This is a genomic window from Pseudomonas sp. AP3_22 TE3818, assembly GCF_053628995.1.
In genome coordinates this window covers 1,010,135-1,032,842 of the sequence record NZ_JBRJHL010000001.1, presented here as the reverse complement: position 1 = coordinate 1,032,842, position 22,708 = coordinate 1,010,135, and the positions used below count along the sequence as shown (strand labels likewise).

General features: G+C 59.9%; 20 protein-coding genes. 14 read left to right on the top strand and 6 right to left on the bottom strand.

The genetic code is table 11. The annotated features are described in order from the left end of the window. The 4 genes from AB7M25_RS04945 to mrcB all read right to left on the bottom strand — a co-directional run bounded on the left by AB7M25_RS04945 (position 1) and on the right by mrcB (position 5,616). Entirely contained in the window at positions 1-1,725 is a 1,725-nt protein-coding gene (locus AB7M25_RS04945; protein ID WP_015096847.1) for an acetolactate synthase 3 large subunit, read from the bottom strand. 483 nt (positions 1,726-2,208) lie between these two features. Further along, positions 2,209-2,544, bottom strand: a complete 336-nt coding sequence (locus AB7M25_RS04940; protein WP_104451440.1) for a YqcC family protein — start codon at positions 2,542-2,544, stop codon at positions 2,209-2,211. Continuing rightward, the gene (locus AB7M25_RS04935; RefSeq protein WP_104451439.1) at positions 2,544-3,281 is read right to left on the bottom strand and encodes a tetratricopeptide repeat protein; all 738 of its coding nucleotides are present in this window, start codon (positions 3,279-3,281) and stop codon (positions 2,544-2,546) included. Before AB7M25_RS04935 ends, AB7M25_RS04940 begins: the two co-directional genes overlap by 1 nt. Before the next feature lie 16 nt (positions 3,282-3,297). Then, positions 3,298-5,616 carry a penicillin-binding protein 1B gene (gene mrcB, locus AB7M25_RS04930; RefSeq protein ID WP_116581779.1) on the bottom strand — a complete coding sequence of 773 codons (2,319 nt, stop codon included), beginning with the start codon at positions 5,614-5,616 and terminating at the stop codon, positions 3,298-3,300. Positions 5,617-5,731: 115 nt separating this feature from the next. Between mrcB and AB7M25_RS04925 the strand changes: the two genes are divergently transcribed. The 4 genes from AB7M25_RS04925 (at position 5,732) to AB7M25_RS04910 (ending at position 9,018) form a co-directional block, all read left to right on the top strand. After that, positions 5,732-7,288, top strand: a complete 1,557-nt coding sequence (locus tag AB7M25_RS04925) for a bifunctional aminoglycoside phosphotransferase/ATP-binding protein (RefSeq protein ID WP_454237033.1) — start codon at positions 5,732-5,734, stop codon at positions 7,286-7,288. 90 nt (positions 7,289-7,378) lie between these two features. After that, complete coding sequence (locus tag AB7M25_RS04920) at positions 7,379-7,723, top strand: pentapeptide repeat-containing protein (RefSeq protein WP_454237032.1); 345 nt, start codon at positions 7,379-7,381, stop codon at positions 7,721-7,723. 241 nt (positions 7,724-7,964) lie between these two features. After that, positions 7,965-8,237 (top strand): TfoX/Sxy family protein, encoded by a 273-nt coding sequence (locus AB7M25_RS04915; RefSeq protein ID WP_007971093.1) that lies wholly within the window; start codon positions 7,965-7,967, stop codon positions 8,235-8,237. A 463-nt stretch (positions 8,238-8,700) separates the two neighbouring features. Next, positions 8,701-9,018 carry a Rieske (2Fe-2S) protein gene (locus AB7M25_RS04910; RefSeq protein WP_429561314.1) on the top strand — a complete coding sequence of 106 codons (318 nt, stop codon included), beginning with the start codon at positions 8,701-8,703 and terminating at the stop codon, positions 9,016-9,018. Here AB7M25_RS04910 and sfsA read toward each other — a convergent pair. After that, positions 9,015-9,728, bottom strand: coding sequence for a DNA/RNA nuclease SfsA (sfsA, locus tag AB7M25_RS04905; RefSeq protein ID WP_429561313.1), 714 nt, complete (start codon positions 9,726-9,728; stop codon positions 9,015-9,017). The two genes, AB7M25_RS04910 and sfsA, sit on opposite strands and share 4 nt — an antisense overlap. Then, entirely contained in the window at positions 9,728-10,900 is a 1,173-nt protein-coding gene (locus tag AB7M25_RS04900; RefSeq protein WP_429392121.1) for a pyridoxal phosphate-dependent aminotransferase, read from the bottom strand. The genes sfsA and AB7M25_RS04900 overlap by 1 nt, the downstream gene beginning before the upstream one ends. A gap of 334 nt (positions 10,901-11,234) precedes the next feature. On the opposite strand from AB7M25_RS04900, the gene dksA reads away from it, so the two are divergent. The 10 genes from dksA (at position 11,235) to panD (ending at position 22,695) form a co-directional block, all read left to right on the top strand. After that, the gene (dksA, locus tag AB7M25_RS04895) at positions 11,235-11,675 is read left to right on the top strand and encodes an RNA polymerase-binding protein DksA (protein WP_007971100.1); all 441 of its coding nucleotides are present in this window, start codon (positions 11,235-11,237) and stop codon (positions 11,673-11,675) included. Between the two features lie 158 nt (positions 11,676-11,833). Further along, positions 11,834-12,724: a tRNA glutamyl-Q(34) synthetase GluQRS gene (gluQRS, locus tag AB7M25_RS04890; RefSeq protein WP_429383718.1), complete on the top strand. Its 891-nt coding sequence runs from the start codon at positions 11,834-11,836 to the stop codon at positions 12,722-12,724. A gap of 77 nt (positions 12,725-12,801) precedes the next feature. After that, entirely contained in the window at positions 12,802-12,978 is a 177-nt protein-coding gene (locus AB7M25_RS04885; RefSeq protein WP_003176118.1) for a hypothetical protein, read from the top strand. After that, complete coding sequence (locus tag AB7M25_RS04880) at positions 12,962-15,916, top strand: sensor histidine kinase (protein WP_429383720.1); 2,955 nt, start codon at positions 12,962-12,964, stop codon at positions 15,914-15,916. The genes AB7M25_RS04885 and AB7M25_RS04880 overlap by 17 nt, the downstream gene beginning before the upstream one ends. 22 nt (positions 15,917-15,938) lie before the next feature. Next, the gene (locus AB7M25_RS04875) at positions 15,939-17,381 is read left to right on the top strand and encodes a sigma-54-dependent transcriptional regulator (protein WP_429383722.1); all 1,443 of its coding nucleotides are present in this window, start codon (positions 15,939-15,941) and stop codon (positions 17,379-17,381) included. 825 nt (positions 17,382-18,206) lie between these two features. After that, a complete protein-coding gene (locus tag AB7M25_RS04870; protein ID WP_007971107.1) occupies positions 18,207-19,607 on the top strand; it encodes a polynucleotide adenylyltransferase PcnB in 1,401 nt (466 codons plus the stop codon). Positions 19,608-19,610: 3 nt separating this feature from the next. After that, a complete protein-coding gene (gene folK, locus AB7M25_RS04865; RefSeq protein ID WP_454237031.1) occupies positions 19,611-20,096 on the top strand; it encodes a 2-amino-4-hydroxy-6-hydroxymethyldihydropteridine diphosphokinase in 486 nt (161 codons plus the stop codon). A gap of 364 nt (positions 20,097-20,460) precedes the next feature. Continuing rightward, positions 20,461-21,261 (top strand): 3-methyl-2-oxobutanoate hydroxymethyltransferase, encoded by an 801-nt coding sequence (gene panB / locus AB7M25_RS04860; RefSeq protein WP_095965623.1) that lies wholly within the window; start codon positions 20,461-20,463, stop codon positions 21,259-21,261. Then, positions 21,258-22,118 carry a pantoate--beta-alanine ligase gene (panC, locus tag AB7M25_RS04855; RefSeq protein WP_429383727.1) on the top strand — a complete coding sequence of 287 codons (861 nt, stop codon included), beginning with the start codon at positions 21,258-21,260 and terminating at the stop codon, positions 22,116-22,118. Before panB ends, panC begins: the two co-directional genes overlap by 4 nt. A 196-nt stretch (positions 22,119-22,314) precedes the next feature. Next, positions 22,315-22,695 (top strand): aspartate 1-decarboxylase, encoded by a 381-nt coding sequence (gene panD, locus AB7M25_RS04850; RefSeq protein WP_003228271.1) that lies wholly within the window; start codon positions 22,315-22,317, stop codon positions 22,693-22,695. Positions 22,696-22,708 lie beyond the last annotated feature (13 nt).

Below are 22,708 nucleotides of genomic sequence, written 5' to 3'. Positions count from 1 at the left end.
TTAAGTACGCTCCGTCTTGCTCAGCCACATATCGCGCATGGAGCCGTCTTTGATCTGCATCGGATAGACGTGCTCGCTGGTGTCGACCGAAATGTCGATCACCACCAGACGATCTTTCATGGCGAACGCCTCTTCCATCTTCGACTTCAAGTCCTTCGAATCGGTGATACGCACGCCAACGTGACCGTAGGCCTCTGCCAGTTTGACGAAGTCAGGCAACGATTCCATATAGGAATGAGAGTGACGGCTGCCGTAGCTCATGTCCTGCCATTGGCGAACCATCCCCAGCACACCATTGTTCAGGATGACGATCTTGACCGGCAAACCGTATTGCAGGCAGGTCGACAGCTCCTGAATGTTCATCTGGATACTGCCCTCCCCAGTGACGCAAACGACGTCGTCATCCGGGAAGCTCAACTTGATGCCCATGGCCGCCGGAAAACCGAAGCCCATGGTGCCCAGGCCACCGGAGTTGATCCAGCGGTTCGGCTTGTTGAACGTGTAGTACTGCGCCGCGAACATCTGGTGCTGACCCACGTCGGAGGCTACAAAGGCATCGCCCTTGGTCACTTCGCACAGGGTTTCGATCACGGCCTGCGGCTTGATGACGCTGCCGTCGCCCTTGTCATAAGGGAACAGGCCACGATCACCGCGCCACTCATCGACTTGCTTCCACCAGCTGGCAACGGACTCCTTGTTCGGGGTCTCGCCGATTTCCTTGAGGATCGCGACCATTTCGGTCAGGACACTCTCGACCGGACCCACGATAGGCACGTCGGCCTTGATGGTCTTGGAGATCGAAGCCGGGTCGATGTCGATGTGAATGATCTTGGCGTTCGGGCAGAACTTCGACGCGCCGTTGATGACACGGTCGTCGAAACGCGCGCCGACAGCGAGGATCACGTCAGCATGGTGCATCGCCAGGTTGGCGGTGTAGCTGCCGTGCATGCCAAGCATGCCGATGAACTGACGGTCGGTGCCTGGGTAGCCACCGAGGCCCATCAGGGTATTGGTCACTGGCAGGTTGAGCATCTTGGCCAGTTCGGTCAGTGGTGCGGAACCACCGCCGAGGATCACGCCGCCGCCCGAGTACAACACAGGACGCTTGGCCGCCAGGAGCATTTCTGCCGCCTTGCGGATTTGACCGGAGTGACCGCGAACAGCCGGGCTGTAGGAACGCAGCTTGGCTTTTTTCGGGAAGACGTATTCGAACTTCTCGGCCGGGTTGGTCATGTCTTTCGGAATATCGACGACGACCGGACCAGGGCGACCGGATTGCGCCAGGTAGAAGGCTTTCTTCATGACTTCCGGGATTTCCGACGCGTGCTTGATCATGAAGCTGTGTTTCACGATCGGCCGGGAGATACCGATCATGTCGGTTTCCTGGAATGCGTCGGTGCCAACCATGGTGCTCGGCACCTGGCCGGAAATGACCACCATCGGAATGGAGTCCATGTAGGCCGTGGCAATACCGGTGATGGCGTTTGTCGCGCCCGGCCCGGAAGTCACCAGTACCACACCGGCTTTACCGGTGGCACGGGCGTAGCCGTCAGCCATATGGGTAGCCGCTTGCTCGTGACGAACCAGGATGTGGGTCACTTCCGGTTCTTTGAACAGGGCATCGTAGACATGAAGAAGAGCACCACCCGGGTACCCGTAGATATATTTGACGCCTTCGTCGCGCAAAAAGCGGACGAGCATCTCACCGCCAGATAAAAGCTCCACGTTGCTCACCTCTAAAACGCCAGAATACCGCCCACGAAAAATGGGACGGGTCTTAATAGGTTTACTTCTCAGCAGAGCATGAGCGACGGTGGTCGCCGACTACGTCAGCACTGACTGAGCAAGTATTGGGATCGTCCCAAGTGTTGCGGGGCTTTCCCACCCAGCGCGAGGTAACGCGTTGCGGGTGTAACAGGTCGACGCGGATATGCGCCTCATGATCTGCTGAGAGGGTCTGCTTCTGGCAGTCCCTGTACAGCGGACTTTGGATTCTTCTGTTTCGCCCTTCGCAAGTCAAGTCGTCTATGAGCTTTATTCTACTAAGCACATGAGAACGCAAGAAAAAACCCGTAAATCCGCCCTGTGTTAGCTTCGATTGCGCAACTTTTGGCAAAAAATTGGCACGCGCATGCACTTACCCTGCAGCGGCCGACAAAATAGAGAGAGATTGTGAACAACTGCCAGCGGACGCTGGCAGTTTCTGGCTCAGCGAGAGGCGGTGATCAACTGATCAAACTGCTTGAGCAATACCTGCAACTGCCGATCCTTGCCCTGGACATTGCGTCCGGCAAAGACCATTTCAGCCATTTCCTGAATGCCCGAAGCATTGGGTAGCGGCAAATCCTGCTCGAGGATCATCTTCATGCGCGGCAGGAAGATCCATTGCAGCCATTGCTCGAAATCCAGTGTATCGACCGAAAACGGCTCGACACTGGAAAGCGCTTCGGCCGATGGCGAGACTTCATCCCACCAGCCTTGCACCCGCAACTCGCGCTCGATCAACAGCAGTTGATCGGCGATTTTCAGAAAGCGCGCATCCATCACAGCGTTACCTTGGCCTTCTGGCGCGCCAGTGCCGCGCCCTGGGCGTCACCCTGCTTTTCACGGGCCTGGGCAATCAGCTCCCACAAGTTGGCCTGAAGGGCCGGACGCCCATTGGCCAACGTCAGCCCACGGCGAGCGAACTGCTCGGCCTGGGCTGCATCGCCTTGAGCCATCCGCACCTGCGCCAGACGGTACAGCACCTGCGGTTCCCGCGGAGCAACGCGCTGGGCGCGTTCAAGGCTGGAAGAGGCACCGTTGAGATCACCGCTCGCCTGTTGCTGCTGAGCGGTGGTCAGCAAAGCCAGTACCGGGCCGTCCAGTTGCTCGTCGGCGGAGAGCCCGCCCGAGCTGGCCGACGGAATCCCGCTTGGCGAAGACGGCATGCTGTAGCTGCCCTGATTGATCGGCGCCGACTGTACCGGCGACGTGTCAATCGGCCCCGGCGTGATCGGCCCCGGGGTAATAGGCGTGGTGCTGATTGGCGTTGAAGTCGTTGCCGCGCCTGGCACCATCACCACGACGCCGCTGTCACCTTGCGGAATCGCCTGGGTCTGCGACTGACCTTGCGCAGGGCGCTTGACGGTTGTCTGGCGGAAGCCGCCATTGGCCGAGATCCGCTCACTGTTGGAGACCGCGGTGCCGGAATCCACAACCGGAATCGAACCACGTTGGACGGTAGAGCAACCGCTGAGCAAAGCTACGGCGGCAACCGCTGGAATCAACCACTTGTTCACTTGAAACCCTCTTTGCTTAATTCATCCAGCCCTTGACCCAATCCATCACCGACTCGGCAGGGCTTTCACCACCGCAAGCGGCGCCGGGAGGCGGTTCGCTGCCGCGAATATACGGCATCTGCACGGCACCGGGGCAACCGGCGTCAGAACCTTGCCCGGTTCGCGAATCCACCCAGGCCTGAACGATATTATCCGGCTGCGGCATGTCCAGCGGCAACGGGTCGGCCTTGCGCATGAAGCTGGTCCAGACCTGCAGGGCCCCGGTGGCACCCGTGAATGGCGTCTTGCCGTTGTCATCGCGCCCCAGCCAGACCACCGCCAGCAAATCCTGGCTGAAACCGGCAAACCAACTGTCTCGCGAGTCGTTACTGGTGCCGGTTTTACCCGCGAGGTTCAGCGTTCTTGGCAACACGTTATAGACCGAGCTGCCGGTACCTTCTCGCATCACGCGCTGCATGGCGCTCTGGATCAGGTAAATGGAGGCCGGATCGAAACGCTGCTGAATCTGGAACGGATAACGCTTGAGCGGCTCGCCTTCGGCCGTCAGCACGCTGCGAATCCCGCGCATCGGCGTATTGAAGCCACCGTTGGCGAGGGTCTGGTACATGGTCGCCACTTCGATGGGCGTCATCCCGCCAGCGCCGAGCAACATCGACGGGAAGGCCGGGAATTCACGAGATACCCCCAGGCGTTCCACCGTCTTCAGGACGTTCGGCACACCGACCGCCAGCCCGAGACGCGCGGTCGACAGGTTGTAGGAATGCGCCAGCCCCTGATAGAGGAAGACTGTGCCGTGAGAACGACGATCATAGTTCTGCGGCTTCCAGACCTGGCCGTCGGCGCCCTTGACCGAGAAGGATTCGTCCGACAGCCAACTGGTCAACGTGTACTGGCTCGGCTTCTCCAGCGCGGTCAGGTACACCGCCGGCTTGATCAACGAGCCGATCGGCCGCACAGCATCCAGCGCCCGGTTGAACCCGGCAAAACTGGCCTGGCGACTGCCGATCATGGCCTGTACTTCGCCGGTCTCCGGGTTGGTCACGACCATGGCCGCCTCGACGTCATCGGAACCCTTGCGCCCGGCCAGGCGCTTGAAGGTGTCGTTGACCGAGGCTTCAGCCTTCATCTGCAGGATCGGGTCGAAACTGGTGAAGATGCGCAGGCCTTCTTCGGTCAAGTCTTCGTCGCGATAGTCTTCGCGCAACTGACGCTTGACCAGATCGAGGAAGCCGGGGAACGAGCTGTCCGCCAGACTGCCGCGCTTGGTCACGCCCAACGGCATTTTCTTCGCCGCCTCAACCTGCTCGGCAGTCGCGACGCCCTGCTCCTGCAGTACATCGAGTACCAGGTTGCGCCGTTCAAGGGCACGTTCCGGATAACGGCGCGGGTTATAGGAAGACGGCCCCTTGACCATCCCCACCAGCAGTGCGACCTGATGCAGCTTGAGTTCGGCCAGCGGCTGGCTGAAGAAAAACTGGCTGGCCAGACCGAAACCGTGCACCGCGCGCTGACCGTCCTGCCCGATAAACACTTCGTTGAGGTAAGCCTCAAGGATTTCGCGCTTGTCGTAATGCAGTTCAAGCAGCAGCGCCATCATCGCTTCGGTGAGCTTGCGACTCAGGCTGCGCTCGTTGGTCAGGTAGAAGTTCTTGACCAACTGCTGAGTCAGGGTACTGCCGCCCTGACGCATGCGGCCGGATGAACCGTTGACCCAGATCGCCCGGGCGATCGACTTCGGCGAAACACCAAAGTGATGATAAAAATCGCGGTCCTCGACAGCCACCAGCGTTTCCAGCAGATACGGCGGCACCTGATCGATCTTGATCAGAATCCGGTCTTCGAGGTTTTTCGGGTACAGGCCACCGATCAGCAGCGGCTCCAGGCGCACCACCGACAGTTTCGAGCCTTTTGCCCCCGCCAACTCGGCCACGTAATCACCGGAGAAACGCACCCGCACCGGTTGCGCCTGCTCCATGCCTTCATAGAACTGGAAGCCACGGGTATTCAGGTCAACGGTATTGCCGTTGACCGACGCCGCGCCCGGACCGTTGGCCACGCTTTCACGGCGATAACCCAGGGCATCGAGCTCGGTCAGGAAATCATCCCGGCTCAGCTTTTGTCCGACGAACAGCTCGAGGGGACGTGCGTAAACCTTGGCCGGAATCGTCCAGCGCTTGCCGGAGAACTTCTCCTGGACGATTGCATCAAGGTAAACGGCGAATCCGGCCAGCACTACCAGGCCGACCAGACTGAGTTTAATGGCCCAGCCCAGCCACGGGCGCAGGCCCCTGGAGGGTGGTTTTTTGGGGGTACGGGGAGTTCGAGTACGAGTCATGGCGGCGGATTATACGCACTTTATTCATACTCAACAGGAGCGCTCCGAGGTTTGCGTCAAGCGGACTTGCAGCCATAATGACCGCCTTGATTTTCCAGACTCTGAAGGATCGCCTGTGAGCCAGACCTTGATCGCTGCCCTGCAAAACCCTGCCCTCTACCCGCACCCGGTAGAAGGATTCCAGGTCATCGAAACCCATATCTCCTGGGTCATTCTCACCGGCCCCTTCGCTTATAAAGTGAAGAAACCGGTCAACTTCGGTTTTCTCGACTTTACCGGCCTTGAGGCTCGCGAACATTTTTGCGCTGAAGAGCTGCGCCTGAACCAGCGCCTGACCGACGACTTGTACCTGGAAGTGTTGCCCGTCACCGGCAGCGCCGAGGCTCCGCAATTGGGCGGCGAAGGGCCAGCCATCGAATATCTGCTGAAGATGCGCCAGTTCCCGCAAAGCGGACTATTGAGCACCCTGCAAGCCAATGGTGAATTGACCACCGCGCACATCGACGAGATGGCCGAGCAAATCGCCCGCTTCCACCTCAACGCCCCCAAAGTGCCGGCCGGGCACGAAGCCGGCACCCCGGACAGCGTCATGGCGCCGGTACGGCAGAACTTCGAACAGATCCATCCGTTCCTCAGCGATAAAGCCGACCTGTTGCAACTCGACGCCCTGCAAGCCTGGGCCGAAAGCAGCTTCGAGCGCCTCAAACCACTGCTCGCCCAGCGTAAGGCCGAAGGCTTCATTCGTGAATGCCACGGTGACATCCACCTGGGTAACGCAACCGTGATCGACGGCAAGGTCGTGATCTTCGACTGCATCGAATTCAACGAACCGTTCCGCTTTACCGACGTTTATGCCGACACCGGCTTCCTGGCGATGGACCTGGAAGATCGCGGCCTGAAGTGCCTGGCGCGCCGTTTCGTCAGCCAGTACCTGGAGCTGACCGGCGACTATCGCGGCCTCGAGCTGCTGAACTTCTATAAAGCCTACCGCGCACTGGTTCGCGCCAAGGTCGCCCTGTTCAGCATGCCGGCCGACGCCACTGCGGTGCAGCGCGCCACGACCCTGCGCCAGTACCGCAACTACGCCAACCTGGCCGAAAGCTACAGCACCATTCCTTCGCGCTTCATGGCCATTACCCACGGTGTTTCCGCTGTCGGCAAGAGCCATGTCGCCATGCGCCTGGTCGAAGCCCTGGGCGCGATTCGCCTGCGCTCCGATGTCGAGCGCAAGCGCCTGTTCGGCGAGCAAACCGTCGAAAATGATGTACAGGCCGGCATCTATAGCACCGACGCCAGCGCGGCGACCTATGCCCGCCTGCACGAAATCGCCGACGTCATTCTGCGTGCGGGCTTCCCGGTGGTGGTCGACGCCACTTACCTCAAGCGTGAGCAGCGTGACAGTGCGGCGAAGGTGGCCGAGGCCACAGGTGCACCCTTCCTGATCCTCGACTGCAATGCACCACAGGCCGTGATCGAAAGCTGGCTGGCCGCACGCCAGGCGGACAAGAAGGACCCGTCCGACGCCACTCTGGCCGTGATCGAAGCCCAACAAGCCAGCCGTGAAGCGCTGACCCCCGCAGAAATCCTCTGCAGCAAGCGCGTCCAGACCAACGAAAGCGGGACCCTGGATACCGTTGTCGAACAGATTCGCCAGCGCTTGCCGGGCCTGTAAAAACTATTTCAGTCGTGAGGCCCTCGCTGGCCTCACGGCTGCTAAACAGTGGCACTATACTGGCGTCATAAAACCATCAGGTGATGCGACATGAGCCAGCCAAAACTTCTCGACACTCCGCTTTATGCCCTGCTGCACAAGGACGACATCAGAGGCTTCAACAGTGAGCGCCCCAAGGATGGCCCCATCGACATGGTGGGTGGAGATTTCCGGGGGCTGGACCTGCGTGAACTGAATGCCGACGGTGTGGACTTCAGCGATGCCTACTTCCGTTCCGCCGACTTGCGCGGCATCGACTTTCGCAAAGCGAACCTGGAAGGCGCGAGCCTGGCCCACGCGCAAATCTCCGGTACCTACTTTCCAGTGGAACTGAGTGCCGACGAAGTCCTCATGTCGATGAACTTCGGCACACGATTGCGCTACCGCACCCGTTGATCACCATGGCTGGCTGACACGTCCAGTGCCCCATTGCGCTGGACTGCGGGGAGATTCACTCGCCACCCCTGATTACTCCCCCTGCCTTTCTTGCGCGCTCGCCCACTTCCTCCCCAGCCAACACTTTTCTCTTAGAAGCATTTGCGTCGAAAACGAGCAAACAATCACGCTTTTCCTACTGATGGCTACACTCCTCAGAAGATTGCCCACGCTCTCCATTCGGCCATCGCAAGGAGGCTTGATGAATGATGAACTGCAACACCTGAAGAATCTTGGCAAGACGTCAGCGCAATGGCTGCATGCCGTGGGCATCCATAGCGCATCGGACTTGCGTCGCCTCGGGGCGGTGGATGCTTATCGGGCCGTGCGTACGCGCGGTTTTCGGGCGTCCAAGGTGTTGTTGTACGCAATTGAAGGCGCCCTGATGGACGTTCACTGGAATGACATCCCCGCCGAGCGCAAGGAAGCGTTGAACAAACAACTGGAAGCCATTTCTTCACGCCACAAGAACTGATCCGACAAATATTTCAAAAGCTTTGCAACCTGAAACCCAATGATTACGGGGCCTGCAGAAGTAAATTCGGCGAATCGCCAAGAAATCAAAAAACAGCGGTTGACTTGGTAATGAGAATCGATATGATTATCACAACTGGTCGCGAGACTGGTCGATATTCTGAAAAGCCCTTGGTTCGGACTCTCAGATTATCTCCTCATCAGGCTAATCACGGTTATTTGACCCGGCTCTTGCCGGGTCTTTTTTTGCCTGTGGAAAAGTACTGACGGGATCTGGCGATGGATGTGCCATGCCGATTACCACTGGGTGGTCAGACGCATGTCAGTTTCCCGGGCATCGAATGGTCAGGCCAAGTATCCTCGACGATAGGCACTTGTCCCCGGCGGGCAAGACGGCCAATTGATCGCATTTAACCGTCAAGCTCGGACCTATCCGATCACGAGCTGCGGGACTGAGGATAGAGATGAAGTTGCTTTGCGCAGGTGCCGAACTGGTCAATGACAGCAGTCGCGGTTTCGACATTGACGGCCAAAGGCTTTTTGCGGTGCGCCGCAGCGGTCAGGTCCATGTCTACATCAATCGCTGCCCGCACCGGGGCGTCGCTTTGGAGTGGCATCCCGACCAGTTTCTCGACCCCAGCAACAGCCTGATCCAGTGCGCCACCCATGGCGCACTGTTCCTGATCGAAGACGGTGAATGCGTTGCCGGCCCGTGCGCGGGGCAAGCCTTGACCAGAGTGACCTGCCGAGAGAATGAACAAGGGATCTGGATCAGTCTTTAGCCGCCCGGCAACACGTCCAGACGCCGGTCGACCAGCATTTCCTGGTGATTCAAGCTCACAGCGTAAGCCAGCACCTCGACCCCACACTCAATGGCCTCACGCAAGGCCTGTGCATAAGCCGCATCGACTTCCTGCGCCGGGCGCACGGCCTCGATGCCGGTCAGGCAAACACAGTACAACTGCACCGCGCGAATACCGTCCCTGGCCAAGTGGGCCAGCTCCCGCAGATGCTTGGCGCCACGCTGGGTGACCGCATCGGGAAACGCCGCCACCGCCGTACCGTCGAAACCCAGGGTCACGCTTTTGACCTCGACGTAGGCAGGCCCTTCGGGGTAATCGAGCCGGAAATCGATACGACTGTTTTCCTGACCATAAGCCACTTCACGCTTGAGCCCGGTAAAGCCGCTCAATTCCGTGATGATGCCCGCTCGTAGCGCCTCTTCGATCAAACCATTGGCGCGGGCGGTGTTCACACAAAACAGCCGCCCTTGCGGGGTTTCGCCGATCTCCCAGGTACCGGGCAACTTGCGTTTCGGGTCGTTGGAGCGGCTGAACCAGACCTGCCCGCCTTCCACCTGACAATTGAGCATCGAACCTGTATTCGGGCAGTGAATGGTCAGCAACTCGCCGTCAACGGTTTCGATATCGGCGAGAAAACGCTTGTAGCGTCGAATCAGGCGACCTTCTTCGAGGGGGGGATGAAATCGCATCAGCCTTGCCAGCTCCGCAACCCACGGGCAATGCGCTCGACCGCTTCCTGCAACCGCTCGAGATTTTGCGTATAGGCGAACCGTACATGATGCCCGGCCTGATAACGCCCGAAATCCAGCCCCGGGGTGAAGGCCACATGCTCGGTCTCGAGAAAATGCTTACAGAACGCGAAGGCATCGCCGCCGAACTTGCTGATATCGGCGTACAAGTAGAATGCCCCTTCCGGTTCCACGGCAATGCCGAAGCCCAATTCACGCAAGGCCGGCAGCAGGTAATCCCGACGCCGGCCAAATTCGGCGCGGCGCTCTTCGAGAATGCTGATGGTTGCCGGCTCGAAACAGGCCAGCGCGGCGTACTGCGCCATGCTTGGAGCACTGATGTAGAGATTCTGGGCGAGCTTTTCCAGCTCACCGACGGCAGCGTCCGGGGCGACCAGCCATCCCAACCGCCAACCGGTCATCCCGAAGTACTTCGAAAAGCTGTTCAGCACGAAGGCACTGTCGTCGACTTCCAGCACACTGGCCGCATCGGTGCCGTAGGTCAGGCCGTGATAAATCTCGTCGACCACCAGATGACCGTGGCGCTCCTTGATCGCGACAGACAGCTTCGCCAGCTCGTCGCGGGTCAGGATCGTGCCGGTCGGATTGGCCGGCGACGCCACCAATGCACCCACGCTGTCGTGATCCCAATGACGCTCGATCAGGCCAGGCGTCAATTGATAACGCACCTCCGGACCGACCGGCACCAATTGTGCCGCGCCTTCGACCAGTCGCAGGAAGTGCCGGTTACAGGGGTAGCCCGGGTCCGCCAGCAACCAGTGCTTGCCGGGGTCTACCAGCAAAGCACTGGCCAGCAGCAGCGCGCCGGACCCGCCGGGTGTGATGAGGATGCGTCGAGGGTCGATGTTCAAGCCATAACGCTGCTGATAAAAGCCCGAAATGGCCTCACGCAGCTCCGGGATGCCGCGCGCGGCGGTGTAACGGGTCTTCCCCGCTGTCAGCGCAGCCTGGCCGGCCTGGATGATCGGCTCGGCGGTGGTGAAGTCCGGCTCGCCGATTTCCAGGTGAATCACATCGTGGCCGGCGGCCTGCAACTCATTGGCCCGCGCCAACAACGCCATGACATGGAAAGGTTCGATCGCGCGACTGCGGGCACTGTAGGGCTGAGCCATTGGCCTTCCTTCAACGGGGAAAAAAACCGATTCTACCCAAGCCCAGGAACGAGCGAGAACCTAAAGCGGTCAGAGGGCTTATAACCCCGACCACAAACGATTCAAGCGTGTGCGCAAGGTTTGACTAAAATCAATAGTTGAGCAGGGTTCCGGAGCCGCCAGACAACGGTTTGTCATCATTGGCAAGCACCATCAGCCGCAAGCTCGACATCCGGGAGTAGCGCGGCCCGAGTTGATCTGGTAAGTTCGCCCGCTTGCAGCCGCAGGGCCGGCAGGTGCCGGTGATGGAGCAATCCTGCGCAGATGGATTACAAGAGTAGAGGCGGTCTATTTCATGTCCACCCAAGCAAAGCAGCAAAACCAGGCAATCAGCGGCTTCGAGCCCTATGTTCAGAAAGCTGGCGAAGAGTACATGGGCGAACCCATGCGCAAGCACTTCACCAAGGTCCTGAATCAGTGGAAAAAAGAGCTGATGGAAGGTGTCGACAAGACCGTGGACCACATGAAGGACGAAGCGGCCAACTTTCCTGATCCGGCAGACCGTGCCAGCCAGGAAGAGGAGTTCGCCCTCGAACTGCGTGCCCGCGATCGTGAACGCAAGTTGATCAAGAAGATCGACAAGACCCTTCAGCTGATCGAAGACGAAGAGTACGGCTGGTGTGAATCCTGCGGCATCGAGATCGGCGTCAAGCGCCTCGAAGCGCGTCCTACCGCCGACCTGTGCATCGACTGCAAGACCCTGGCGGAAATCAAGGAAAAGCAAGTCGGCAAATAATTGCGGCTTGAACGAAGAACGGAGCGTGCGAACGCTCCGTTTTTGTTTCTGACATTCATGATCTCTGTAGGAGCCGGCTTGCCGGCGATAGCGATCTCAAAGACGCCATCGCCGGCAAGCCGGCTCCTACAAAATCGCCACTACGTAATATCTTGCTCATGACCGCCATCACAACCTACATCGGGCGCTTCGCCCCCACGCCCAGTGGCCATCTGCACTTCGGCTCGCTGGTCGCCGCATTGGCCTCCTACCTCGATGCGCGCTCTGTGGGCGGACGCTGGCTGATGCGCATGGAAGACCTTGACCCGCCCCGCGAGGAACCCGGTGCCCAGGCCGCCATTCTCAAGGCCCTGGAAAGCTATGGCTTCGAGTGGGATGGCGACCTGGTTCGCCAAAGCGAGCGGCACGACGCCTACGCCGAGGTGCTCAATCGCCTGTTCAATCACGGCCTGGCCTACGCCTGCACCTGTTCGCGCAAACAGCTGGAACCGTATCACGGGATTTATCCGGGGTTGTGCCGCAATGCGGGCCATGGCGCCGATGATGCCGCCATCCGCCTGCGCGTACCTGAGCTGGAGTACCACTTCCTCGACCGGGTACAGGGCGAGTACCGCCAGCACCTGGGCCGGGAAGTCGGCGATTTCGTGATCCGCCGCCGCGACGGGCTCTACGCCTATCAACTGGCCGTGGTCCTGGACGATGCCTGGCAAGGCATCACCGATATCGTTCGGGGTGCCGACCTGCTGGACTCCACGCCCCGCCAGCTGTACCTGCAAGAACTGCTCGGCCTGCCGCAACCGCGATATCTGCATATCCCGCTGATTACTCAGCCTGATGGCCATAAACTCGGTAAATCCTACCGTTCACCGCCGTTGACCGAGGATCAGGCAACGCCTCTGTTACTGCGGGCGCTGCGCGCGCTGGGACAGAATCCGGGAACCGAACTGATTTACGCCACGCCACGGGAAGTGCTGAACTGGGGCATTGCCCACTGGGATGCCTCGCTGATCCCGCGCACACTGAGCCTGCCCGAGGCACAGCTGCTGTGATCGTACTTGCAGTGGCGCGCCCATCCGTTACCATCGCCGCACGTTTTCGGGCATGCACATAAAAAAGAGAGGCCGGGATGTACATCTATCGCTTGGTCCTGCTTTTGGTAGTGGGCATTTACCTGTTTTCCCCGGCCATCATGGATTGGTGGATCGACGCCACTGGCGCCTGGTATCGCCCTTATCTGCTCTGGCTGATTCTGATCGTCGTGACCTTCATCCTGCAGAGCCAAAAAGATGCCGATGAGCTTTAGCCTGACCCAGATGATCCTGATCAGCGCCGCGTACCTGGCGGTGCTGTTCGGTGTGGCCTGGGTCAGTGAACGGGGCATGATTCCCCGAGCGATCATTCGCCACCCGCTGACCTACACCCTGTCACTGGGCGTCTATGCCAGTGCCTGGGCGTTTTACGGCACCGTGGGCCTGGCCTATCAGTACGGCTACGGTTTTCTGTCGAGCTACCTGGGCGTCTCCGGGGCCTTTCTGCTGGCGCCGGTGTTGCTTTATCCGATCCTGAAGATCACCCGCACTTATCAACTGTCGTCCCTGGCGGACCTGTTCGCCTTCCGCTTCCGCAGCACCTGGGCCGGAGCGCTGACCACGATTTTCATGCTGGTCGGTGTATTGCCGTTGCTGGCCCTGCAGATTCAGGCGGTCGCCGACTCCATCGGCATCCTCACCCGCGAGCCGGTACAGCATCGCGTGGCCTTGAGTTTCTGCGCACTGATTACACTGTTCACGATTTTCTTCGGCTCCCGCCACATCGCCACCCGGGAAAAACATGAAGGTCTGGTGTTCGCGATTGCCTTCGAGTCGGTGATCAAGCTGATCGCCCTCGGCGGTGTCGGGTTGTATGCGCTTTACGGCGTGTTCGACGGCCCGCAACAGCTTGAATTGTGGCTGCTGCAAAACCAGACCGCGCTCGCGGCCCTGCACACGCCTTTGCAGGAAGGCCCGTGGCGCACCCTGTTGCTGGTGTTCTTCGCCTCGGCGATCGTGATGCCGCACATGTATCACATGACCTTCACCGAGAACCTCAACCCGCGTTCGCTGGTCAGTGCGAGCTGGGGCCTGCCGCTGTTCCTGCTGCTGATGAGCCTCGCGGTGCCGCTGATTCTCTGGGCCGGCCTGAAACTGGGCGCCACCACCAATCCGGAATACTTCACCCTGGGCATCGGCATCGCCGCCAACAGCAAGGCGCTGGCGCTGCTGGCCTATGTCGGCGGGCTGTCCGCCGCCAGCGGCCTGATCATCGTCACCACGCTGGCGCTGTCCGGGATGGCCTTGAACCACCTGGTGCTGCCGCTTTATCAGCCACCCGCTGAAGGCAATATCTACCGCTGGCTGAAGTGGACCCGCCGGGCGCTGATTGTCGCGATCATCATGGCTGGCTACGGCTTCTACCTGATGCTCGGTGCCGAACAGGACCTGGCCAACCTTGGCATCGTCGCGTTCGTCGCCACGTTGCAGTTCCTGCCGGGCGTGCTCTCGGTCCTGTACTGGCCGACCGCCAACCGTCGCGGCTTCATCGCCGGCTTGCTGGCGGGGATACTGGTGTGGCTGGTGACCATGTTGTTACCGCTGGTCGGCAACCTGCAGGGCTTCTACATTCCGCTGCTGAACATGATCTATGTGCTGGACGACACCAGTTGGCACATGGCGGCGATTGCCTCGCTGGCGGCCAACGTACTGATGTTCACCCTGATCTCGCTGTTCACCAACGCCAGCACCGAAGAGGCCAGCGCTGCCGAAGCCTGCGCCGTGGATAACGTGCGCCGCCCGCAACGCCGCGAACTGCACGCTGCCTCGCCACAGGAGTTCGCCACGCAGCTTGCAAAACCGCTGGGGGCAAAAGCGGCGCAGAAAGAAGTCGAACAGGCATTACGCGATCTGTACCTGCCATTCGACGAACGCCGACCCTATGCCCTGCGTCGCTTGCGTGACCGCATCGAAGCCAACCTCTCCGGCCTGATGGGGCCGAGCGTGGCCCAGGACATGGTCGAGACGTTCCTGCCTTACAAGGCAGGTGGCGAAAACTACGTGACCGAAGACATTCACTTCATCGAAAGCCGTCTCGAGGACTACCACTCGCGCCTGACCGGTCTGGCCGCCGAACTCGATGCCCTGCGTCGCTATCACCGCCAGACCCTGCAGGAATTGCCGATGGGCGTGTGCTCGCTGGCCAAGGATCAGGAAATCCTCATGTGGAACAAAGCCATGGAGGAGCTGACCGGCATCGCCGCGCAGCGTGTGGTCGGTTCGCGCCTGAGCACCATTGCCGATCCGTGGAAAGAACTGCTGCAGGGTTTCATCAATCTGCCGGACGAGCACCTGCACAAGCAGCACCTGGCCCTCGACGGCCAGACACGCTGGCTGAACCTGCACAAAGCGGCAATCGACGAACCCCTGGCACCGGGCAACAGCGGCCTGGTGTTGCTGGTGGAAGACCTGACCGAAACCCAGATGCTCGAGGACAAACTGGTGCACTCCGAGCGTCTGGCGAGCATCGGTCGCCTGGCAGCCGGCGTGGCCCATGAAATCGGCAACCCGATCACCGGTATCGCGTGCCTGGCGCAGAACCTGCGCGAAGAACGCGAGGAAGACGGCGAGCTGAAGGAGATCAGCGGCCAGATCCTCGAGCAGACCAAGCGCGTGTCGCGCATTGTCCAGTCGCTGATGAGCTTTGCCCATGCCGGCAGCCATCAGCACAGCGACGAGCCCGTCTGTCTGGCCGAAGTAGCTCAGGATGCCATCGGCCTGCTGGCGCTGAACCGACGCAATTTCGAAGTGCAATTCTACAACCTGTGCGACCCCGAGCACTGGGTCGAAGGCGACCCGCAACGGCTGGCCCAGGTGTTGATCAACCTGCTCTCAAACGCCCGTGACGCTTCGCCTCCCGGCAGTGCGGTACGGGTCAAGAGCGAAGCCGGCGAACACACGGTCGATCTGATCGTGGAGGACGAAGGCAGCGGTATTCCGTCGAGCATCATGGACCGATTGTTCGAACCTTTCTTCACCACCAAGGACCCTGGCGAAGGCACCGGTCTGGGCCTTGCACTGGTCTATTCCATCGTTGAAGAGCATTATGGACAAATCACCATCGACAGCCCGGCTGATGTTCAAAGCCAACGCGGCACCCGAATCAGGGTTACCTTGCCGCGTCATGTCGAAGCGACGTCCGCTGTGAACTGAGACCGTCGAGAGTATCGAATCAATGCCGCACATTTTGATCGTCGAAGACGAAACCATTATCCGCTCCGCCTTACGCCGCCTGCTGGAACGTAACCAGTACCAGGTCAGCGAAGCCGGTTCAGTGCAGGAAGCACAAGAACGCTTCACCATTCCCTCGTTCGACCTGATCGTCAGTGACCTGCGCTTGCCGGGCGCGCCTGGCACAGAGTTGATCAAGCTCGCCCAAGGTACGCCGGTGCTGATCATGACCAGCTACGCGAGCCTGCGCTCGGCTGTCGACTCGATGAAAATGGGTGCGGTGGATTACATTGCCAAGCCATTCGACCACGACGAAATGCTGCAAGCCGCCGCACGAATCCTGCGTGACCGACAAACGGCACAAGCCGCCGGTGGTGAAGCGGTTGCCGGCAAAGCCGCCAATGGTGCAGCGAAATCCGGCGCCGACAACAGCAATGGTGAAATCGGCATTATCGGCTCATGCCCGCCGATGCAGGACCTGTATGGCAAGATCCGCAAAGTCGCACCGACCGATTCCAACGTGCTGATCCAGGGCGAATCGGGCACCGGTAAAGAACTGGTGGCCCGCGCCCTGCACAACCTGTCCAGACGCGCCAAGGCACCGATGATTTCGGTGAACTGCGCAGCCATTCCGGAAAGCCTGATCGAGTCCGAACTGTTCGGCCACGAAAAAGGCGCATTCACCGGCGCCAGCGCCGGGCGCGCCGGCCTGGTGGAGGCGGCGGACGGCGGCACCTTGTTCCTCGACGAAATTGGCGAACTGCCGCTGGAAGCCCAGGCTCGCCTGCTGCGCGTATTGCAGGAAGGCGAAATTCGTCGCGTAGGTTCGGTGCAGTCGCAAAAAGTCGATGTGCGTCTGATCGCCGCGACTCACCGCGACCTCAAGAGCCTGGCGAAGATCGGCCAGTTCCGCGAAGACTTGTATTACCGCCTCCACGTTATTGCGCTGAAGCTGCCCGCCCTGCGCGAACGCGGTGCGGACGTCAACGAAATCGCCAACGCCTTCCTGGCGCGGCAAAGTGCGCGGATCAACCGCACCGACCTGAAGTTCGCCGCGGATGCCGAGCAAGCCATTCGTCACTACTCCTGGCCGGGTAACGTTCGCGAACTGGAAAACGCCGTCGAGCGCGCGGTTATCCTGTGCGAAAGCCCGGAAATCTCCGCCGAGCTGCTGGGCATCGACATCGAACTGGGCGACCTGGAAGATGACGAATTCATTGGCCTGCCGCCCCAACAGGGCAACGGCAACGCTGGTAACAGCAACCACGAACCGACCGAAGACCTCTCCCTGGAAGACTACTTCCAGCATTTCGTCCTCGAACACCAGGACCACATGACTGAAACCGAGCTGGCCCGCAAACTCGGGGTCAGCCGCAAATGCCTGTGGGAACGCCGTCAGCGCCTGGGCATCCCGCGGCGCAAGACCGGGGTGGCCAGCGAAAGCTGAACCCCACCTGTCTCATGTGCGGGTAACACGTGACATTGTGAAAAAAACTGTTACCTCAGCTTTTTCACGTAACAGAAGCCGGGGCTTACGGTAACGAAGCCCCGGCTTTTTTTCGCCTTCGAAATGCCTGGCAGCCGGCCTAACCCCTTGTTTTATTGGGTTTCGCAAAAGTTGGCACGCACCCTGCTATATGTTTGGTACAAGAACAATAACAAGCAATGCACAAGACAATAAAAATAAGACGAATCGACTCACGCACAATAAAAACAAGACGGCGAGAGGCGCAGCTAACTGATTCTTTTGGAGAGGCGTTGTATTTGGGGCTTGCCCCACGACCAGGCCGAGAACAACAAAAACTGTCCTAAGACAGAGCCTGTACTGGTTGGATCGAAAGATCACTGCAATTCAGCGACCAAAGCAATCCGTTTGCTCTTGGCTCCCGATTGGGAGGGTCATGAAGGAAAGCTTCATGACAAGGGCACTTAACAAAAACAAAAAGCCCGAAACCAACAATAAAAATAGAGCATGCAACTACTTCTTGGGGAGCTTCGGCTCCCCTTGTAGTTTCTACGATTCAAGCCCCACACCCACTTCCTGTACCTGTACCTGTAGGAGCGAGCTTGCTCGCGAATAACCTGAAGGCGCAGTTGGGTATCTGGCTGAACGCGTCATCGCTCACGTCCATCGCGAGCAAGCTCGCTCCTACGGACCTACAGCTCATATCTGCTGTGTCCTACACCATCCCCCGACTAAATGCTAGAATCCCCGCCCATCATGCGGTCATTCTTCTGTTATGGCCGAATATTCCTTCAAACAGTGCATCCCATGCTGAAGAAGCTGTTCCAGTCATTCCGTTCTCCCAAGCGTCCTACGCAACACATTCGCAGCACGCCTGAAGTGCTCAACAGCGGCCAACACTCGCTGCAAAAGGCGCAATTCAGCCGCTACGCGGTGAATATCGTTGAACGCCTGCAGAGCGCCGGTTATCAGGCTTACCTGGTGGGCGGCTGCGTGCGCGACATGTTGCTGGGCATTACACCGAAAGATTTCGACGTTGCCACCAGCGCCACCCCCGAGCAGGTACGGGCCGAATTCCGTAACGCGCGAATCATCGGGCGCCGGTTCAAACTGGTGCACATCCATTTCGGCCGCGAAATCATCGAAGTCGCGACCTTCCGCGCCAATCACCCGCAAAACGAAGACGAGGAAGACAGCAACCAGTCTTCGCGCAACGAAAGCGGGCGCATCCTGCGCGATAACGTCTATGGCACCCTGGAAGAAGACGCGCAACGCCGCGACTTCACCATCAATGCCCTGTATTACGATCCGGTCAGCGAGCGCATCCTCGACTACGCCAACGGCGTACACGATATCCGCAATCACCTGATCCGCCTGATCGGCGATCCGAAGCAACGCTACCAGGAGGACCCGGTACGCATGCTGCGGGCCGTGCGTTTCGCCGCCAAGTTGAACTTCGGTATCGAAAAACACAGTGCCCTGCCGATCCGCGACCTGGCGCCGATGCTGCGCGAGATCCCGTCGGCTCGCCTGTTCGAAGAAGTGCTCAAGCTGTTCCTCTCCGGCCACGCCGCGGATACGTTTGAAATGCTGGTCGACCTGCAGTTGTTCGATCCACTGTTCCCGGCCAGCGCCGAAGCACTGGAATACAACCCGACCTACACCCACACCCTGATCAGCGAAGCCCTGATCAATACCGACCTGCGGATCAAGCAGAACAAACCGGTCACCCCGGCGTTCCTGTTTGCGGCCCTGCTCTGGCCTGCCCTGCCGGCGCGCGTCCTGCGCCTGCAGGAGCGTGGCATGCCGCCGATTCCGGCGATGCAGGAAGCGGCGCATGAGCTGATTGCCGAACAGTGCCAGCGGATCGCGATTCCGAAACGCTTCACCATGCCGATCCGCGAGATCTGGGACATGCAGGAACGCCTGCCGCGCCGCAGCGGCAAGCGTGCCGATCTGTTGCTGGACAATCCGCGCTTCCGCGCCGGCTATGACTTCCTGCTGTTGCGCGAGAGTGCAGGCGAGCAGACTGACGGCCTCGGCGAATGGTGGACCGACTATCAGGACGCCAATGAAAGCGAGCGCCGCGACATGATCCGCGACCTCAGCGGCAAGGAAGAAGGCACCGGCGCCCCGCGCAAGCGTCGCCGCAGCGGTGGTTCCAAGCGCAAGCGCGCCGCCGGTGCTTCGAGCACCACGGGCGAGTAATCCATGGAACGCATCTACATCGGCATGGGCAGCAATCTGGCTGACCCTGCCGAACAATTGCGCAGCGCTGCCGAGGCACTGGCGTCCTTGCCGCAATCCCGCCTGGTCGGAGTTTCTGCGTTTTATCAAAGCGACTCGCTGCTTCCCGGACAACCGCGCTACACCAATGCGGTGGCCGCGCTCGACAGTACGCTGGCGCCCCTGGAACTGCTGGATGCCTTGCAGGCCATCGAAAACGGCCAGGGTCGCGAGCGCCTTGAGCGCTGGGGACCGCGTACGCTGGACCTCGATATCTTGCTGTTCGGTGATCGCTTGATCGACGAACCGCGCCTCAAGGTTCCCCACTATCACATGCAGGAACGGGCCTTCGTGCTATATCCATTGGCCGAACTGGCACCTGCCGATCTGCAGCTGGCCGATGGCCGGACCTTGGCCGAACTGCTCAAGGCATGCCCGTTCGTCGGCCTGGAACGCCTGCCCCAAAATTGACCGAAATCCCCTGTGGGAGCGGGCTTGCTCGCGAAAGCGGTGTTTCAGCCAACATTGATTCTGGATGACACACCGCCTTCGCGAGCAAGCCCGCTCCCACATTGGATTTGTGTCGGGCACAAGATCTGCTGCTGAATCGCATCAGTTACTCCGGTAACACCCCACCCGTAACAATGCGGTAACACACGCAATTGACTTCCCTCGTTCTCCTCACGACTATAGGCGTCCCGCTGCCGCCAACACGGCGTTCAAGGGCGCAATCCAGGCCTTAAAAGCACGACGAAAGAGCGTGCGCCTGTATTCAACGAAGAATCACGCGCGTTACTCGCAGTAGTTTCCACAGCGCCTGAATGAGGAACTTTTCATGCCAGCCATCACCCTGACCACCCTGCAAGGTCTGAAGCAAAAAGGTGAAAAGATCACCATGCTGACCTGCTACGACGCAACCTTCGCCCACGCCTGCAACCAGGCCGGCGTCGAAGTGCTGCTGGTGGGCGACTCCCTCGGCATGGTTTTGCAGGGCCACGACAGCACCTTGCCTGTCACCACCGCAGAAATGGCTTACCACGTGGCTGCCGTCAAACGCGGTAACAGCGATGCCCTGATCCTCGCCGACCTGCCTTTCATGGCCTACGCCACCACCGAACAAGCCATGACCAACAGCGCCCTGTTGATGCAGGCCGGCGCGCACATGGTCAAGGTTGAAGGCGCGTTGTGGCTGGCCGACTCGATTCGCCTGCTGGCCGAGCGCGGCATTCCTGTCTGCGCGCACATGGGCCTGACGCCGCAGTCGGTGAACATCCTTGGCGGCTACAAGGTCCAGGGGCGCAATGAAAACCAGGCGCGGCAGATGCGTGCCGACGCGATCGCCCTGGAACAGGCTGGCGCGGCCATGCTGCTGCTCGAGTGCGTCCCGAGCGAACTGGCAGAAGAAATCACCCAGGCGGTGAAGATTCCGGTGATCGGGATTGGCGCCGGCAATCGCACCGATGGCCAGGTGCTGGTTCTGCACGACATGCTGGGGCTGTCCATTACCGGCCGCGTGCCAAAATTCGTGAAGAACTTCATGACTGGCCAGACCAGCATTGAAGCTGCATTGAATGCCTACGTGACTGAAGTCAAGGCGGCGACTTTCCCTGGTATCGAACACGGATTCTCTGCATGAACACCGTAAAAACCGTACGCGAACTGCGGGCCGCCGTGGCCCGTGCCCGTAGCGAAGGCAAGCGCATTGCCTTTGTGCCGACCATGGGCAACCTGCACAGCGGCCACGTTGCGCTGGTGACCAAAGCCTCCCAACGGGCGGACTTCGTGGTCGCGAGTGTTTTCGTCAACCCGCTGCAATTCGGTGCTGGCGAAGACCTCGACAAATACCCGCGCACCCTCGCCGCCGACCAGGAAAAACTGCTCCAGGCCGGCTGCCACCTGCTGTTCGCGCCAACCGTCGAGGAGATGTATCCCGACGGCATGGCCGGCCAGACCCGCGTCAGTGTCCCGCAATTGTCCGAAGGCCTGTGCGGCGCAAGCCGCCCGGGGCATTTCGAAGGCGTGGCGACGGTGGTCAGCAAGCTGTTCAACATGGTCCAGCCGGACTTGGCGATTTTCGGCGAGAAAGACTTTCAGCAACTGGCGGTGATTCGCGCGCTGGTACATGACCTGAACATGCCGATCCAGATCATCGGCGAGCCCACTGTTCGCGCAACCGATGGCCTGGCGCTGTCGTCGCGCAACGGTTTCCTCAGCGAAGAGCAACGTGCTGTAGCACCGGTGGTCTACCGCACGCTGAATGCGATCGGTGAGGCGATCAAGCAGGGAGAACGCGATTACCCGGCGCTGATCGAAACGCAGATCAAACAGCTCGAAACGGCTGGCCTGCGTCCTGATTATCTGGAAATCCGCCATGCACGGACCCTGCGCCCGGCGACGGCGCAGGATCGCGACCTGGTGATTCTGGTGGCGGCGTTCCTCGGTACGACACGGTTGATCGACAACCTGCACCTGAACCTCGACACCCCAGCCTGAACACCACAAAACAAATGTGGGAGCGGGCTTGCTCGCGAATACGGTTTGTTATTCAGCATAGATGTTGACTGACCCACCGCTTTCGCGAGCAAGCCCGCTCCCACAGTGGGGCTTCTGCGCCCAAACAGACTGTATTGCTGCCTCTTAAGCCTTCGGGCAAACTGCCCGCCGTTCGATTCCGACCTGGGAAACACTCATGCACGCCATCATGCTCAAAGCCAAGCTGCATCGCGCCGAAGTCACCCACGCTGTACTCGATTACGAAGGCTCCTGTGCCATCGACGGTGAATGGCTGGACCTGTCCGGCATCCGTGAGTACGAACAGATCCAGATCTACAACGTCGACAACGGTGAGCGCTTCACCACCTACGCCATCCGGGGTGAAGAAGGTTCACGCATGATCTCGGTCAACGGTGCCGCCGCGCACAAGGCCAAGGTTGGCGATCGCGTGATCATCTGCGCTTACGCCCATTACAGCGAAGCCGAGCTGCTCAACTTCAAGCCGCGCATGCTCTACATGGCGCCGGGCAATGAACTGAGCCACACCAGCAACGCCATTCCGGTTCAGGTCGCCTGATCCGAGTCCTGTC